The organism is Xanthomonas citri pv. mangiferaeindicae (assembly GCA_002240395.1).
Classification (GTDB): Bacteria; Pseudomonadota; Gammaproteobacteria; order Xanthomonadales; family Xanthomonadaceae; genus Luteimonas; species Luteimonas citri_A.
The window spans coordinates 3,636,788-3,650,854 of the sequence record CP016836.1 but is presented as its reverse complement, the minus strand read 5'-3'; the positions used below and the strand labels follow the sequence as shown (position 1 = coordinate 3,650,854).

At 69.5% G+C, this 14,067-nt stretch carries 17 protein-coding genes; 1 reads left to right on the top strand and 16 read right to left on the bottom strand.

Annotation, left to right across the window (positions count from 1 at the left end; all coding sequences use genetic code 11):
• Positions 1-34 precede the first annotated feature (34 nt).
• From BEN78_15900 to BEN78_15840, 13 genes are all read right to left on the bottom strand, one after another.
• Positions 35-1,408: a kynurenine 3-monooxygenase gene (locus BEN78_15900; GenBank protein ASR44624.1), complete on the bottom strand. Its 1,374-nt coding sequence runs from the start codon at positions 1,406-1,408 to the stop codon at positions 35-37.
• Complete coding sequence (locus BEN78_15895) at positions 1,405-2,328, bottom strand: hypothetical protein (protein ID ASR44623.1); 924 nt, start codon at positions 2,326-2,328, stop codon at positions 1,405-1,407. The genes BEN78_15900 and BEN78_15895 overlap by 4 nt, the downstream gene beginning before the upstream one ends.
• Positions 2,325-3,605 carry a kynureninase gene (locus tag BEN78_15890; protein ID ASR44622.1) on the bottom strand — a complete coding sequence of 427 codons (1,281 nt, stop codon included), beginning with the start codon at positions 3,603-3,605 and terminating at the stop codon, positions 2,325-2,327. Before BEN78_15890 ends, BEN78_15895 begins: the two co-directional genes overlap by 4 nt.
• A gap of 45 nt (positions 3,606-3,650) precedes the next feature.
• Positions 3,651-4,661, bottom strand: coding sequence for a 2-amino-3-carboxymuconate-6-semialdehyde decarboxylase (locus tag BEN78_15885; protein ASR45194.1), 1,011 nt, complete (start codon positions 4,659-4,661; stop codon positions 3,651-3,653).
• 58 nt (positions 4,662-4,719) lie between these two features.
• Positions 4,720-5,262, bottom strand: a complete 543-nt coding sequence (locus BEN78_15880; GenBank protein ID ASR44621.1) for a 3-hydroxyanthranilate 3,4-dioxygenase — start codon at positions 5,260-5,262, stop codon at positions 4,720-4,722.
• Positions 5,263-5,337: 75 nt separating this feature from the next.
• The gene (locus tag BEN78_15875) at positions 5,338-5,775 is read right to left on the bottom strand and encodes a 2-aminomuconate deaminase (GenBank protein ID ASR44620.1); all 438 of its coding nucleotides are present in this window, start codon (positions 5,773-5,775) and stop codon (positions 5,338-5,340) included.
• Positions 5,768-6,442: a carbonic anhydrase gene (locus BEN78_15870; protein ASR44619.1), complete on the bottom strand. Its 675-nt coding sequence runs from the start codon at positions 6,440-6,442 to the stop codon at positions 5,768-5,770. The genes BEN78_15875 and BEN78_15870 overlap by 8 nt, the downstream gene beginning before the upstream one ends.
• A 7-nt stretch (positions 6,443-6,449) precedes the next feature.
• Positions 6,450-7,877: a 2-hydroxymuconic semialdehyde dehydrogenase gene (locus BEN78_15865; GenBank protein ID ASR44618.1), complete on the bottom strand. Its 1,428-nt coding sequence runs from the start codon at positions 7,875-7,877 to the stop codon at positions 6,450-6,452.
• 59 nt (positions 7,878-7,936) lie between these two features.
• The gene (locus tag BEN78_15860) at positions 7,937-8,746 is read right to left on the bottom strand and encodes a hypothetical protein (protein ASR44617.1); all 810 of its coding nucleotides are present in this window, start codon (positions 8,744-8,746) and stop codon (positions 7,937-7,939) included.
• A gap of 78 nt (positions 8,747-8,824) precedes the next feature.
• A complete protein-coding gene (locus BEN78_15855) occupies positions 8,825-9,610 on the bottom strand; it encodes a short-chain dehydrogenase (protein ID ASR44616.1) in 786 nt (261 codons plus the stop codon).
• A gap of 124 nt (positions 9,611-9,734) precedes the next feature.
• On the bottom strand, positions 9,735-10,034 hold the full coding sequence (locus BEN78_15850; GenBank protein ID ASR44615.1) for a hypothetical protein: 300 nt from the start codon (positions 10,032-10,034) through the stop codon (positions 9,735-9,737).
• A gap of 19 nt (positions 10,035-10,053) precedes the next feature.
• Entirely contained in the window at positions 10,054-10,356 is a 303-nt protein-coding gene (locus tag BEN78_15845) for a hypothetical protein (GenBank protein ID ASR44614.1), read from the bottom strand.
• A 7-nt stretch (positions 10,357-10,363) separates the two neighbouring features.
• Positions 10,364-11,761 (bottom strand): asparagine--tRNA ligase, encoded by a 1,398-nt coding sequence (locus BEN78_15840; protein ID ASR44613.1) that lies wholly within the window; start codon positions 11,759-11,761, stop codon positions 10,364-10,366.
• Positions 11,762-11,875: 114 nt separating this feature from the next.
• Here BEN78_15840 and BEN78_15835 point away from each other — a divergent pair, with 114 nt between their 5' ends.
• The gene (locus tag BEN78_15835) at positions 11,876-12,214 is read left to right on the top strand and encodes a Fe-S cluster assembly protein HesB (protein ID ASR44612.1); all 339 of its coding nucleotides are present in this window, start codon (positions 11,876-11,878) and stop codon (positions 12,212-12,214) included.
• Between the two features lie 59 nt (positions 12,215-12,273).
• Here BEN78_15835 and BEN78_15830 read toward each other — a convergent pair whose 3' ends face one another.
• From BEN78_15830 to BEN78_15820, 3 genes are read right to left on the bottom strand one after another with little or no spacing between them, the layout of a single operon-like run.
• On the bottom strand, positions 12,274-13,017 hold the full coding sequence (locus tag BEN78_15830; GenBank protein ID ASR44611.1) for a hypothetical protein: 744 nt from the start codon (positions 13,015-13,017) through the stop codon (positions 12,274-12,276).
• A 19-nt stretch (positions 13,018-13,036) separates the two neighbouring features.
• Positions 13,037-13,420 carry a cytochrome o ubiquinol oxidase subunit IV gene (locus BEN78_15825; protein ID ASR44610.1) on the bottom strand — a complete coding sequence of 128 codons (384 nt, stop codon included), beginning with the start codon at positions 13,418-13,420 and terminating at the stop codon, positions 13,037-13,039.
• Positions 13,417-14,067, bottom strand: coding sequence for a cytochrome o ubiquinol oxidase subunit III (locus tag BEN78_15820; protein ASR44609.1), 651 nt, complete (start codon positions 14,065-14,067; stop codon positions 13,417-13,419). Before BEN78_15820 ends, BEN78_15825 begins: the two co-directional genes overlap by 4 nt.

The window sequence follows — 14,067 nt, the reverse complement described above, 5'->3', positions numbered from 1 at the left end:
TTGGTTACTGCGAGCCGTTGCGACGGCGGCACGATCATGCGGGTGTGTCCTCCAGCGGCGTCAGCTGCGCCCGCACTTCGGCGTCGATCGCCGGCCAGTCCAGCGTATCGAGCGTGGTGTGGCCGGCCGTCGCGCGTTCGAGGATGCCGCGCTGCAGATCGGTGCGGCGCATCGCCAACGAGTACGGAATGCGCATGAAGGTCACCATCGCGTAGTGCGGGACGAAACGGCCGGGGTGGCGCGCCTGCAAGGCGAGTTCGAGTTCGCGCTGCAGCAGGTAGTCGGCATCGTCCACCCGGTCGCGCATCTCCAGGTAGTTGTCGAGCGCCATGCGCTGGATCGCGGCCGCGTCGGGCCGGCGCTGCGCCGCGAACGCGGCGAACGCGTCGGCGGTATCGGCATGCGCGTCGAGTTGATCGGCCAGCGCCACGCAGTCCTCGAACGCGCAGTTCATGCCCTGACCGTGGAACGGCACCATCGCGTGCGCGGCATCGCCCAGCAGCACCGCGCGGCCGTCGAGATGCCAACGGTCGAGGTACAGCGTCGCCAACTGGCCGACCGGATTGGCGGCCCAGTGCGCGCGGAACTCGGGCATCAGCGCCAGCGCATCGGGAAACTCCCGCGCGAAGAACGCCTGCGCCGCGTCGACCTCGTGGATCTGCTCGAACGCCGGACCGCCGTCGGTACCCGCGTGGTGCGGCAGGAATAGCGTGACGGTGAAGGTGCGCTCGTCGTTGGGCAAGGCGATGCACATGTAGTGGCCGCGTGGCCAGATGTGCAGTGCGTGCGGCTCGATGCGGAAACCGCCGTCGGCCGACGGTGGGATCTCCAGTTCCTTGTAGCCATGATCGAGCACGTCGACCCGCTCGCCGAGGTCGCGCACGCGCTGCATCGCCGTGCGCAGCGCCGAGCCGGCACCATCGGCGCCGACCAGTGCGCGGAAGTGGACTTCGCGCGTTGCGCCGCTGCCGGGATCGCGGAACATCGCGTGCCGGGAGTCGAAGTTGACCGCATCCAGGCCGGCATCGAAATGCAGCCGGGCACCGGCGGCCTGCGCCAGGTCGAGCAGCACGACGTTCAGATCGCCACGATGCACCGACCAGATCACCTCGTCGTCGTCGCGACCGTAGCGCTGCAACTGCGGCGCGGCGGCGCCGGTGTGGACCATGCGCCCGCGCATCATGATCGCGTGTTGCATCACCGCATCGTCGGCATCGGCCGCGCGCAGCGCATGCCGGCCGCGCTCGGCCAGCGCCAGGTTGATCGAACGCCCACCAGCGTAGCCCAGACGCCGCGGATCGCCGCGCTTCTCGTACAGATCGACCTCCCAGCTCCGGCGTCGCAGCAGGATGCCGAGCAGCGCGCCGGCCAGTCCTGCGCCGACGATGGTCAGTTGGCGTGCGCTCATGGCGCGGCACCGCTGACGAACGCCGACCCGTCGGGTGCGACGGCGCGGAAGCGGTCCGCGATCGACAGCAGCGCGCGCCGGACGCTCGACAGCGCGTCGGCGAGCGGACGGCGTGCCAACGACACCCGGATCCGGTGGCGCGGCATCGCGTCCGCATCCCCGCGGCTGTGCCAGGCCTCGCTGCGGATGTCCCATGCGTCGGCGTCGACGATCACTGCATCGCCCTGCAGCCAACTGCGGTCGCCAAGGATCGATGCGAGCGTGTCATCGCGGTCCTGTGCGGGTGTCGCAAACGCCTCGGGGCCGGTCGCCGGGCGCGCGCGCAGGCGATCGGCCGCGAGACTGAGCGCATCGAGGTCGGCCACCTGCAGGTCGAGCGCGACCCCGTCGACTTCCGTGTGGCGGTCGGCGACATGGACCTGGATCTGCCAGCAGGGCACGCGCGTGGCGACGTCGAGCCGGTGCGCGCGCGCGGCCGTCCAGGTCTGGGCGAAGGCATCGAACCACGCCTGCCAGCCCGCGGGGTCGGCGTCGAGCGCGAAGGCGTGCCAAGACTGCGTTTCGAGGTGCATCCGCCGCGGGTCGGTGCCGATGCTGACTGCGTCGGCGAGATGCGCGTCCGACAGCGCCGGACGCGGCAGGGCCCGCCAGCCGCGGAACAGGCCCAGGCGACGCGTCGGCAGGCGCATCGGCAGCTGGACGGTGGCCTCGACCCGGCAATCGCGCAACCCGATGTCGCCGTCGACGGCGATCACGCCCGCGGCGGTGCCGCGCGGGTCGCGCAATGGCCGGATGTGTTCGTCGTCGTCGAGCGCCCACGGCGCCACGCCCGCCTCGCGCAGCGCTTGCGTCAGCGCATCGCCGTCCGCATCGGCCTGGTCGGCATCGGCGGTGGGAGGAAAGTCGCCGTCCGCCGTCATCGTGTCTCGCTCCATCGCCTCACCGCGCGCGCGAACCGCAGCACGTCGGCGTGGTCGTTGTAGAGCGGTGCCGGCGAGATACGGATCACGTCGGGTTCGCGCCAGTCGCCGAGCACGCCGTTGTCGGACAGGTGCTCGAACAGGACGCGGCCCTGCTCGCGGCCGCCGCGCACGCGCAGCGACAGCTGCGCACCGCGCCGTGCAGGATCGGCGGGCGTGACGATCTCGAGCACCTCCGACAGCTGCGCGTGAATCAGCGCTTCCAGATACCCGGTCAAGCGCTCGGACTTGGCGCGCAGCGCCGGCATCCCGGCTTCGGTGAACAGGTCCAGCGAGGCCCGCAGTGGCGCCAGGCCAAGGATCGGCGGATTGCTGAGCTGCCAGCCCTCGGCGCCCGGCGTGGGCTGGAAGTCCGGCCCCATGCGGAAGCGCGTCGCCGCGTCATGGCCCCACCAGCCGGCGAAGCGCGGCCGATCGGTCGTGGCGTGGCGCGCATGCACGAAGGCGCCGGCCACGGCCCCCGGCCCGCTGTTGAGGTATTTGTAGTGGCACCACACGGCGAAGTCGGCGTCGCTGTCGTGCAGCCGCAGCGGCAGGTTGCCCGCCGCATGGGCAAGGTCGAAGCCGACCACGGCACCGGCCGCGTGGCCCAGGCGCACGATCTCCGCCAGGTCGAAGGCTTCGCCGGTGCGGTACTGCACGCCAGGCCACAGCACCAGCGCCAGCCGGTGCCCGTGTTCGGCGATCGCCGCGGCGATCGCGTCCATGCCGAACAGGCCGTCGGCGCCGGGCTGCACTTCGATCAGATCGGTGGCCGGGTCGAAGCCGTGGAAGCGGACTTGCGATTCGAGGGCGTAGCGGTCGGACGGAAACGCACCAGCTTCCATCAGGATCGCCGGACGTTCGGCAGTCGGGCAGTAGAAGCCGACCATCAAAAAATGCAGGTTCGCGGTCAGCGAGTTCATCGCGACCACTTCCTCCGGTTGCGCGCCCACGACCTCGGCCAGCTGCGCGCCGACCAGCGCGTGGTAGGTCATCCACTGTGAGTTGCCGCGGAAATGGCCCTCGACCGCCTCCATCGCCCATTTGTCGAGCACGTCCTCGACCTGCGCGCGTACGCCGCGTGGTTGCAGGCCCAGCGAATTGCCGACGAAATACGCCTGCTCCACATCGCCGAAGCGTGGCATGTGGAACTGCGCGCGGAAGCGCCGGAGCGGGTCGGCGGCGTCGGCGGTTGCGGCGTGGTCGTCGGTGAACAGGGCGTGCGTCTCGGTCATCGTGAAAAGCCGGTGGTGTCGCGCGAGGCGATGCGGAAGAGGGGCTCAGGCGAAGCGGTTGGCCGGCAGGCCCAGCCAGTCGAGCGCCGTGCCGTGGTAGAGCCGGGCGCGGGCCGCGTCGTCGAGCGCCAGCTGCTCGATCCCTGCGCCGGGTTCCTGTTCGCCGAGCGGGAAGGGGTAGTCGGTGCCGAGCATCACTCGGTCCGCGCCGCAGGTGTCGAGGAGGTATTGCAGCGCCCGCGGGTCGGCGACCCAGGAGTCGAAGTACAGCCGCTTGAGGTAGCGACGCGGGTTGTGCGGATTGTCGGTGGCGACGAGGTCGGGACGCATGTTGAAGCCGTGCTCGATGCGCCCGATCGTGTACGGGAAGCTCCCGCCCCCGTGCGCCATGCAAATGCGCAGCTTCGGCAGCCGCTCGAGCACACCGCCAAAGACCAGGCAACAGGCCGCACGCGCCTGTTCGGCCGGCATGCCGACCAGCCAGGGCAACCAGTACTTGGGCATCGATTCGCTGCCCATCATGTCCCAGGGGTGGACCAGGATCGCAGCCCCCAGGTCGGCCGCGGCCTCGAAGAACGGGAACAGCTCTGGCGCGTCGAGATTCCAGTCGCCGACATGGCTGCCGATCTGCACGCCCTGCAGGCCGAGCTGATCGACGCAGCGCTCCAGCTCCTGGATCGCCAGCCGCGGCGACTGCAGCGGCACGGTGCCGATGCCGGCGTAATGCCGCGGATGGGCGGCGACCGTGGCGGCCATGTGGTCGTTGAGTGATTGGTGCAGCTCCAGCGCGTGCGCGGGCTTGGCCCAGTAGCCGAACATCACCGGCACGGTGCTGATCACCTGGACCTGCACTCCGAAGCGGGCATAGTCGTCGATGCGCTCGCGCGCGTCCCAGGTCCGCGACCAGATCTCGCGGAAGAACCGCCCGTCCTTGTAGATCCGGTGGCGCCCGTCGGCGGTGTGGTGGATGACCGGGAACCGCGCCTCGCCATACTTGGCCGCCAGGTCCGGCCAGTCGCGCGGCAGGTAATGGGCGTGGATGTCGATCTTCAGCATGGCCCGATTGTAGGCACTGGCGGCCATGGGCACCCGCTGCGGCGCGGCAGGCGGTCGATCATCCGGCGGCCGGCCCGGCCACCTGTTCGTATCGGGCGGGACGCGGGTTGACGTGGCCACAGGCCTCGCAGGTGCGCAGGTCGATCGCGCCGTAGAAGCGGTCGAACACCGGCGGGAAGTCCTGCTCGATGTCGTGAAGCGTGAAGTAGTGCTCGAACAGCGTGTGGTTGCAGCGCTCGCAGAACCACAACAGACCGTCGCGCTCATGCGGCAGGCGCTTGCGCTCGATCACCAGTCCGACCGAGCCGGCGCTGCGCTGCGGCGAATGCGGCACCTTGGGCGGCAGCAGGAAGGTCTCGCCGGCGCGGATCGGGATGTCGCGCGGGCGGCCGTCCTCTTGGATGCGCAGCACCATCTCGCCCTCGAGCTGGAAGAACCACTCCGGGCCCTCGTCGTAATGGTAGTCGGTCCGCGCATTGGGCCCGCCGACGATCATCACGATGAAGTCGCCGTCGTGGATGCACTTGTTGCCGACCGGCGGTTTGAGCAACTCGCGATGCGCGTCGATCCAGGCCTGCAGGTTGATCGGATTGGGCAGCATCGGGCGTCTCCGGTCAGTGGCGCGCGGTGCGCGGCGCGCGGATGTCGGGGCGGGCAGGGCGCGCCACGACGATCATCAGGTGCGTTCGGCCGCGTCGCGCGCGCTCGCCACGCATTTGAGCTCGATCGCGATCGGCGTCGGCAGCGCATCGATGCCGAGCGTCGTACGGCACGGCGCAGTGGCGGGGTCGGGAAAATGCTCGGCCCAGACCGCGTTGTAGGCGGCGAAGTCCGCCATGTCGGTCAGGTAGACGGTCACGTCGACCAGGTCTTCCCAGCACGCGCCGCTGGCCTGGAGCACGGTGCGGACATTGGCGAGCACCGCGCGGGTCTGCGCCGCGATGTCGCGCGCGACCACGCGGCCGTCGGCATCGAGCACGTTGCCCGGCACCGCGTCGGTCGCCGGGTCGCGCGGGCCGATGCCCGACAGGAACAGCAGGCCGCCGGCACGGCGCGCATGCGGGTAGCGCCCGACCGGAGCGGGCGCGGCGGCGGCGTGGACCGCGTCAGTCATCGCGCTCGCCACGCGCGGCGACCGCCGCCACCTTGGCGACCGCGGCGCGGTAAGCCGGCGTGATCTGCTCGGGACCGGAGACGTCCATCGACAGTTCGCGCACGCGGCCGTCGCCCAAGGCATACACCCAGCCGTGGACCGCCAGCGGCTGCCCACGCGCCCAGGCATCGCGGACCACCGTGGTCTGACAGACGTTGAGCGCCTGCTCGATTGCGTTGAGCTCGCACATCCGCGCGTGACGCTGGGTGTCGTCCTGGACCGACGCGAGCAGGTCTTCGTGCTTGTAGGCGAGGTCGGAGACATGGCGCAGCCAGTTGTCGACCAGGCCGACCCGCGCTCCGGTGAGGGCGGCCTGGACGCCGCCGCAGCCGTAATGACCGACCAGCAGGATGTGCTCGACCTTGAGCACGTCGACGGCGAACTGGATCACCGACAGTGCGTTGAGGTCGCCGTGCGAAAGCACATTGGCCACATTGCGATGTACGAAGACCTCGCCGGGGTCGAGCCCCAGGATCTGGTTGGCCGGTACCCGTGAATCGGAACAGCCGATCCACAGGTACTTCGGGGTCTGTTGACTGGACAGACGGTTGAAGAAATCCGGGTCGTCGCGCGAAACGCGTTCGGCCCAGTCGCGGTTGCGTTGCAGGAGGTTGTCGAGTTCGCCCATCGCACCATTATTCCAGAGACAGGCCGATGTTCTTCGCCTCGGTGAAGAATCGCATGGCCTCCAGGCCGCCTTCGCGGCCCAGCCCCGAGTCGCCGCTGCCGCCGAACGGGGTGCGCAGGTCGCGCAACAGCCAGCCGTTGATCCAGACCATCCCCACGCGCAGCGCGGCCGCCAGGCGGTGGGCGCGGGCCAGATCGCGGGTCCACAGCGACGCGGCCAGGCCATAGCGGCCGGCATTGGCGAGCGCGAGCGCCTGGGCGTCGTCGTCGAAGGTCTGCAGCGTGACCACTGGCCCGAAGATTTCCTCCTGGTTGGTTGCGCAGTCCGGTCCCAGGCCGTCGATGACCGTTGGCGCGATGAACCAGCCGGGGCGGTCGAGTGCCTGGCCGCCGCACAGCACCCGGCCGCCGTCGTTGCGGGCGCGCTGCAGTGCGGCGAGGACCTTGTCGAAATGCGCCTGCGACACCAGGGGCCCCATGCGCACGTCCGGGTCCATCGGGTCGCCGACGCGCAGGGCAGCGGCCTCGGCGACGAAGCGCTCGGCGAACTGCACCGCGATCCGCCGTTCGACCAGGATCCGCGAGCCGCACAGGCAGATCTGGCCGCTGTTCTGGAATGCCGAGCGCACCAGGGTGTCGAGCCGGTCCTCCCAGTCGCTGTCGGCGAAGACCAGCGTGGCGTTCTTGCCGCCGAGTTCGAGCGAGGTCTTCTTCAGCAGGCCGCCGGCAAGCGCGCCGATCCGCCGCCCGACCGCGGTGCTGCCGGTGAATGACACCGCCCGCACCCGGGGGTCGATCACCAGCGCCTCGCCAACCTCGGCGCCGGTGCCGTGGACGAGATTGAGCACGCCCGGCGGCAGTCCGGCCTCGGCCGACAGCGCGGCCAGCAATGTCGCTGTCGCCGGGGTGATCTCGGACGGCTTGGCGACGACCGTGTTGCCGGCCGCCAGCGCCGGCGCGATCTTCCAGGTGAACAGGTACAGCGGCAGGTTCCACGGCGAGATCGTCGCGACCGTCCCCAGCGGCTGGCGCAGGGTGTAGTGCAGGCCGGCCTCGCCATGATGCGATTCGCTGGCGAACTGGGTCGCCGCATGCGAGAAGAAACGCAGGTTGGAGACCGCGCGCGGAACCTCGGCATCGCGCGCGAGTGCAAACGGCTTGCCGCCATCCAAGGACTCGGCATGGGCGAACTCGTCGATGCGGGCCTCGAGCAACGACGCCAGACGCTCGAGCAGGGCCGCGCGTCTGCTGTTGGGCAGCGCGGCCCAACCGGGAGCGGCGCGTTCGGCGGCCTGTAGCGCAAGATCGACATCGGTGGCATCGCCCGCGGCGACCTCGGCGTACACCCGGCCGGTCGCGGGGGCGTGGACCGGCAGCCAGCGATCCGCCGCCGGGTCCTGTGCTGCGCCATCGATCCAGTGGGTCAGCCGCTGCATGGCGCCAGCTTAGCCGAATCCGTCTGCGTGCCGTGCCGAGGGCTTGGCCCGGCGGCGACTCAGTGTTGGCAGCCCGGGCACCAGTACAGCCGGCGGCCGGCCAGCCGGATCTCGGCGATGGTGCCGTCGCCGCGTGGGCAGGGCGCGCCGGCGCGCTCGAACACCGCGAAGCCGAAGCTCGTGCGGGTGCGCGCCAGATAATCCTTGCCTGGCGGCAGGGCGTCGTCGAGCTTGGCGCGATAGGCGCGCCGGGGCACGTCGAGCAGGGCATTGGCCAGCCGCCGCCGCTCGCCGACGGTCAGGTCCTGCAGGATGCGATGCGGCGACAGCCGCGCCTGGAACAACACCTCCGAGCGCAGGTAGTTGCCCATCCCCGCCGCGAAGTCCTGCGCCAGCAGCAGTGCGGCCAACGTGCGTTTCCCGAAACGCGGTTCGCGCATGTGCGCCAGCAGCGCTTTGGCGTCGATCCCCGGATCGAGCACGTCGGGGCCGAGCTTGGCGAGGTAGGGCTGATCGCCGAGCGCATCGGTCCGCCACAGCGAGACCGACGGCGCGGCGTAGAGCGCGGCCACCCCGCGCACCGTGATCAGCAGCACGCGCGGGCGGGTCTCGCTGGGCAAGGCCTCGGGCGTGTCGACGAATCGCCAGAAGCCGAACAGATGGCTGTGGGTGTACAGCGTCCAGCCACCGTCGACGGCGGTCAGCAGCGCCTTGCCGCGGGCCTCGACGGCCAGTACCCGATGGCCTTCGAGCAGGCGGCGGCGTCGCTGCAGCACCGGATCGACGAAACGCACCCGGGTCAGCGTCTCGTCGACGAGCAACTGCGACAGGCGGTCAGCGAGGGCGTGGGTTTCCGGACCTTCGGGCATGTGCGCATCGGAGCAGCCCGCGCGTCGCGATCTCGTGACTCTGCTGTGGCGGAAGGGCGGGTGAGTTGCCTGTGTTTCTCAGATCGAGGCCATGCGCCCGCCGTCCACCGGCAGGCTGACGCCGTTGACGTAGGCGGCGGCCGGCGAGCAGAGAAACGCGATCACGCCTGCGGTCTCCTCGGGCTCGGCGAAGCGTCCGGCTGGCACAGCGGCCTGCATCGCGGCGATGACCGCGTCCTCTGACTGGCCACTGCGCGCGGCGCGATCGGCGACGATCTGCGCGATGCGCTGGGTGCGGGTATAGCCGGGCAGCACGTTGTTGACCGTGATCCCGTCCGCAGCCAGTTCCCGGGAGAGCGTCTTGGCCCAGCCGGCCACCGCGCCGCGTACGGTGTTGGACACGCCCAGCCCCATGATCGGCTCACGCACCGAGGTCGACACCACGTTGACGATCCGCCCCCAGCCGGCGGCGCGCATGCCTGGCAGCAGCGTCTGGACCAGGATCTGTCCGGCGAGCAGGTGGCGCCGGAACGCGCTCAGATAGGCGTCGGCCGATGCGGTATGCGCCGGCCCGCCGGGAGGACCGCCGGTGTTGTTGACCAGGATCTGGGCTGGGACTGTGGCGACGTGCGTCTCCAGATGGGTCCGCAGGGTCTCCAGGTCGTCCATGTCGGCGACGAGCGCATGGTGCGCCTGGCCCGCGGGCGCCGGCAGCGATTCGCACACGGCTTGCAACGCGTCGCTGCGCCGGGCGAGCGCCGTGACGCTGGCGCCCAGCAGCGCAAGCTCGTGCGCGGTGGCGCGTCCGATGCCTTCGGAGGCGCCGCAGACGAGCGCGTGGCGGCCGGTCAGGTCGAGGTCCATGGGCGGTTCCCTGCGAGTGGACGGATTCGGTCCTCAGGCTGCCATGGTGGCCGCCGGATGCAAGCGAGACGGCGATCGCAGACGATCGTGTCCGATGTCCAGGCCGCCGCGGCCCGAGTCTGGATCAGGCGCGCGCGCCCAGCGACTGCACCATGCGGTCGCGCAGCCGGATGTCGTCCTCGGCCTGCGGCGGGGCGATCTCGCCGGGCGCGAAACCGCGCTCGAGCGCGTCTTCGGCGTCCAGCCCGTCCCAGGCCACGAACTCGGCATCGAGCAGCATCGAGCGCGCGGTGTCCTCGCTGTCGTAGGGCAGGGTGTTGCCGTCGCTGTCGAAGACTTCGGCGGTGCCGGCCTCGAGCACGCGCAGGCGCGCCCAGATCACCGTCCGCCCGATCGTCGCCAGCCACCATTCATCGCGGGTCATCGAACAGGTCCTTGCAGAGTCAGGGGGCGATCGACCACAGCCACAGCACTGCGCAGGCGGTCAGTGCGCCGAGGATCACGATCAGCGAGATCCGCGCCGGGGTGGCCAGACCGGTGAACTGGCGGTCGGGGACTTCGTAATAGTCGCCGGCCAGCAGCCAGCGCAGCGCCGCCGGCTGCAGGAACGCACCCTCCGCGAACCGCGCCCGCACCTGCGGATGGCGATCGCGCAGGTGCACCAGCGACAACGGCCAGAAGATCACGAACGCGGTCACCCCGCCGATCGCGACGCCGAAGAAGCACAGGGCGAGGAAGAGGGTCACGGCCTGCTCAGTATTCCGCCTGCCCCGGTGCGCGCGGGTAGGGGATTGCGTCGCGGATGTTGGACAGGCCGCAGACGTAGACGATCAGGCGCTCGAAGCCGAGGCCGAAGCCGGCGTGGGGCACGGTGCCGTAGCGGCGGAAGTCGCGGTACCAGCCGTAGTGCTCGCGGTCGAGACCGAACTGGTCCATGCGCGCATCGAGCACGTCGAGGCGCTCCTCGCGCTGCGAGCCGCCGATGATCTCGCCGATACCCGGCGCCAGCACGTCCATCGCTGCAACGGTCTTGCCGTCATCGTTGAGGCGCATGTAGAACGCTTTGATGTGCTCGGGATAGTTCGCGACCACGACCGGCCGGCCGACATGCTGCTCGGTCAGCCAGCGCTCGTGCTCGGTCTGCAGGTCCAGGCCCCACTCGACCGGGAACTCGAACTTCTGCCCGGACTTGCGCAGCAACTCCACCGCCTCGGTGTACTCGATGCGCTCGAACGGGGCGTTGATGAACTTCTCCAGCCGCGTGACCGCATCCTTCTGCACGCGCTCGGCGATGAACGCCATGTCGTCGCTGCGCTCGTCGAGCACCGCGCGGAACAGGAACTTCAAGAAGTCCTCGGCCACGCGTGCGTCCTCGGCCAGATCGGCGAACGCGATCTCCGGCTCGATCATCCAGAACTCGGCCAGGTGGCGGGTGGTGTGGCTGTTCTCGGCGCGGAACGTCGGACCGAAGGTGTAGACCTTGCTCATCGCCAGGCAGAACGCCTCGACGTTGAGCTGGCCCGACACGGTCAGAAACGCTTCCTTGCCGAAGAAGTCGCGCGAGAAGTCAACCTTGCCATCGCGCAGCGGCAGGTTGGCCAGGTCCAGCGTCGAGATCCGGAACATCTGGCCCGCGCCCTCGGCATCGGACGTGGTCACGATGGGGGTGTTGATCCAGTAGTAGCCGTTCTGGTGGAAGTAGCGGTGCGCCGCCTGTGCCAGGCAGTGGCGGATGCGGGTGACCGCGCCGAACAGGTTGGTGCGCGGGCGCAGGTGCGCGACCTCGCGCAGGAACTCCAGCGAATGCGCCTTGGGCTGGATCGGGTAGGTCTCCGGGTCTTCGACCCAGCCCACGACCTCGATCTCGCGCGCCTGGATCTCGAAGCTCTGGCCCTGGCCCTGCGAGCGGACCAGCGTGCCGGTGGCGATCACCGAGCAGCCGGCGGTCAGCCGCCGGATCTCCGACTCGTAGTTGTCCAGCGTCTGCGGCGCCACGACCTGGATCGGCGCAAAGCACGAACCGTCGCTGACGTTGACGAAGCTCAGGCCCGCCTTGGAATCGCGGCGGGTGCGGACCCAGCCACGGACGGTGACGTCGCCGCCTTCGGGAAGATGGCCGGCGAGGGCCTGTTGGACGCTGGTCGTGGTCATGCCTTGAATCCCGGGAATCCGCACCGATGAATGGCTGCACAGTCTACCGTGCCGCCGCCGCGCCGCGGATGCCCGCTCAGCTGCCGCTGCAGACCGCAGGAGTACACTCGTTCCATGGCCATCGCACTCGCTCCCGCCGCCCTCGAACGGGCCCGCCGCTTCCTCGCCGCCAGCCCCGACGCACTCGGGCTGCGCTTCGGCGTGACCAGGACCGGCTGCTCGGGCTGGGGCTATGTCGTCGACCTCGCCCACGAGGAACGGCCGGGGGACGCGGTCTGCGAACAGGACGGCGTACGGATCTACGTCGATGCGCAGAGCCAGCCGATGGTCGACGGCACCGAGATCGATTTCGAGCAGAAGGGGTTGAATCAGGAATTCGTGTTCCGCAATCCCAATGCGGCCGCCGAGTGCGGTTGCGGCGAGAGCTTCACGACCGATCCGGGCAAGGCCTGACGTATCGGGCCGGCAGCCTCGGCCGCCGGGTCAAACGCGTCGGTCGAGGCTGCGCGTGCCTACTCGGCGACGTTGCGCCTGAACTCGCTGCGCAGCACGAAACCGATCGCCAGCAGCGTCAGCAGCGCCATGCCGAACCAGGTCAGCGCATAACTGAGGTGGTTGTCGCGGAACTGGACGATCGTCAGTCCCGGCACCGGCCAGTTGGCGCCGTCGATCGAGGTCTGGGCGTCGATGAAGAATGGCGCCACCGGCGCCGGGACCTGCCGCGCAGCGGTCATTTCCGCCGGAATACGCGCATACCAGCGGTCTTCGGCGGGCACGTTGGTGCGCACGAACAGGCCGGCGCGGTCGGGTTGGCGCAGCAGACCGGTGACTTCGACGACGTCGGCGGCGTCCACCCGGGCGCGGCTGTCGCGTCGGCGATGCGCATTGTCGACGTAGCCGCGGTTGATCCACACCGCGCCGTCCGCGGTCGCCATCGGGGTCATGATCCAGTAGCCGGGTCCACGCTCGGTGGAGGCGTAGACCGCGACTTCCTGATCGTGCAGCAGCCGCCCGCGGGCGGTCACGCGCAGGTATTCCGCATCGGCCGGATCGAGGCCGGCCCAGTCGGCCGCGGCCGGCAAGGGGACCGGGTCCGCATGGATCCGCGCCTCGACCCGGGCGATCAGCTCGCGCTTCCAGCCCAGACGCTCGACCTGCCACAGGCCCAGCGCGATGAAGCCCGCGGTTGCGGCGATCAGGAACACCAGCAACGCCCAGCGTCGGGCCGGGCGTTGCGGGGCGCGTTGCGCAGTCATGACGGAGCGTCGCGCGCGATCAGGGCGCGACGCGCATCTGCTCGGGCGACATCGGCATCATGTTGTAGTTGAGGTGGTACATGACCCACAACGAGCCGACCAGCGCGATGACGATGATGATGCCGGTGAACAACAGCGACATCAGGATCCAGCCGCCCTCCGATTTCCGGTTCATGTGCAGGAAGTAGATCATGTGCACGACGATCTGGATGGCGCCGAACACCATGATCAGTGCGACCGTCCAGACGCGGCTCTCGATCACCTCGCCCATGACCAGCCAGAACGGGATGACGGTGAGGATCACCGACAGCACGAAGCCGATCACATAGTCGCGCATGCTGCCGTGGCCGTGCGCGTCGTGCGCCGCCTCGTGGGCGGGGTGGTGGTTGGTTTCGGTGCTCATCCCACGACTCCCATCAGGTACACATACGAGAACACGCCGATCCAGATCACATCCAGGAAGTGCCAGAACATCGACAGGCACATCAGACGGCGGTGGTTGGCGGCGTTGAGCCCGTGCTTGCGCAGCTGGAACACCAGGGTCACCAGCCAGATCAGGCCGAACGTCACGTGCAGGCCGTGGGTGCCGACCAGCGTGAAGAACGACGACAGGAACGCGCTGCGCTGCGGGGTCGCGCCCAGGTGGGCGAGATGGTGGAACTCGTAGAGCTCGATGCCCAGAAAGCCCAGGCCGAACAGGCCGGTCACCAGCAGCCAGACGATCGTGCCGCGGATGTTCTGCTTGTACGAGTTCAGCATCGCGAACCCGTAGGTGATCGACGAGAACAGCAGCATGAACGTCGCGACCAGGATCAGCTTCAGGTCGAACAGGTCGGCCGGCGACGGGCCGGCCGCGTAGTTGCGGCCGAGCACGGCGTAGATGGCGAACAGGATCGCGAAGATGAGGCAGTCGCTCATCAGGTAGATCCAGAAGCCGAGGTTGGTCCCGGTCTCGGGGTGATGCTCATGCCCGTCATGGGCATGGGGATCCTCGATCACGTGGTAAACGCGGGCGGTGTCGCCGGAAGTGGGTTGAATGCTGTGTGCCAT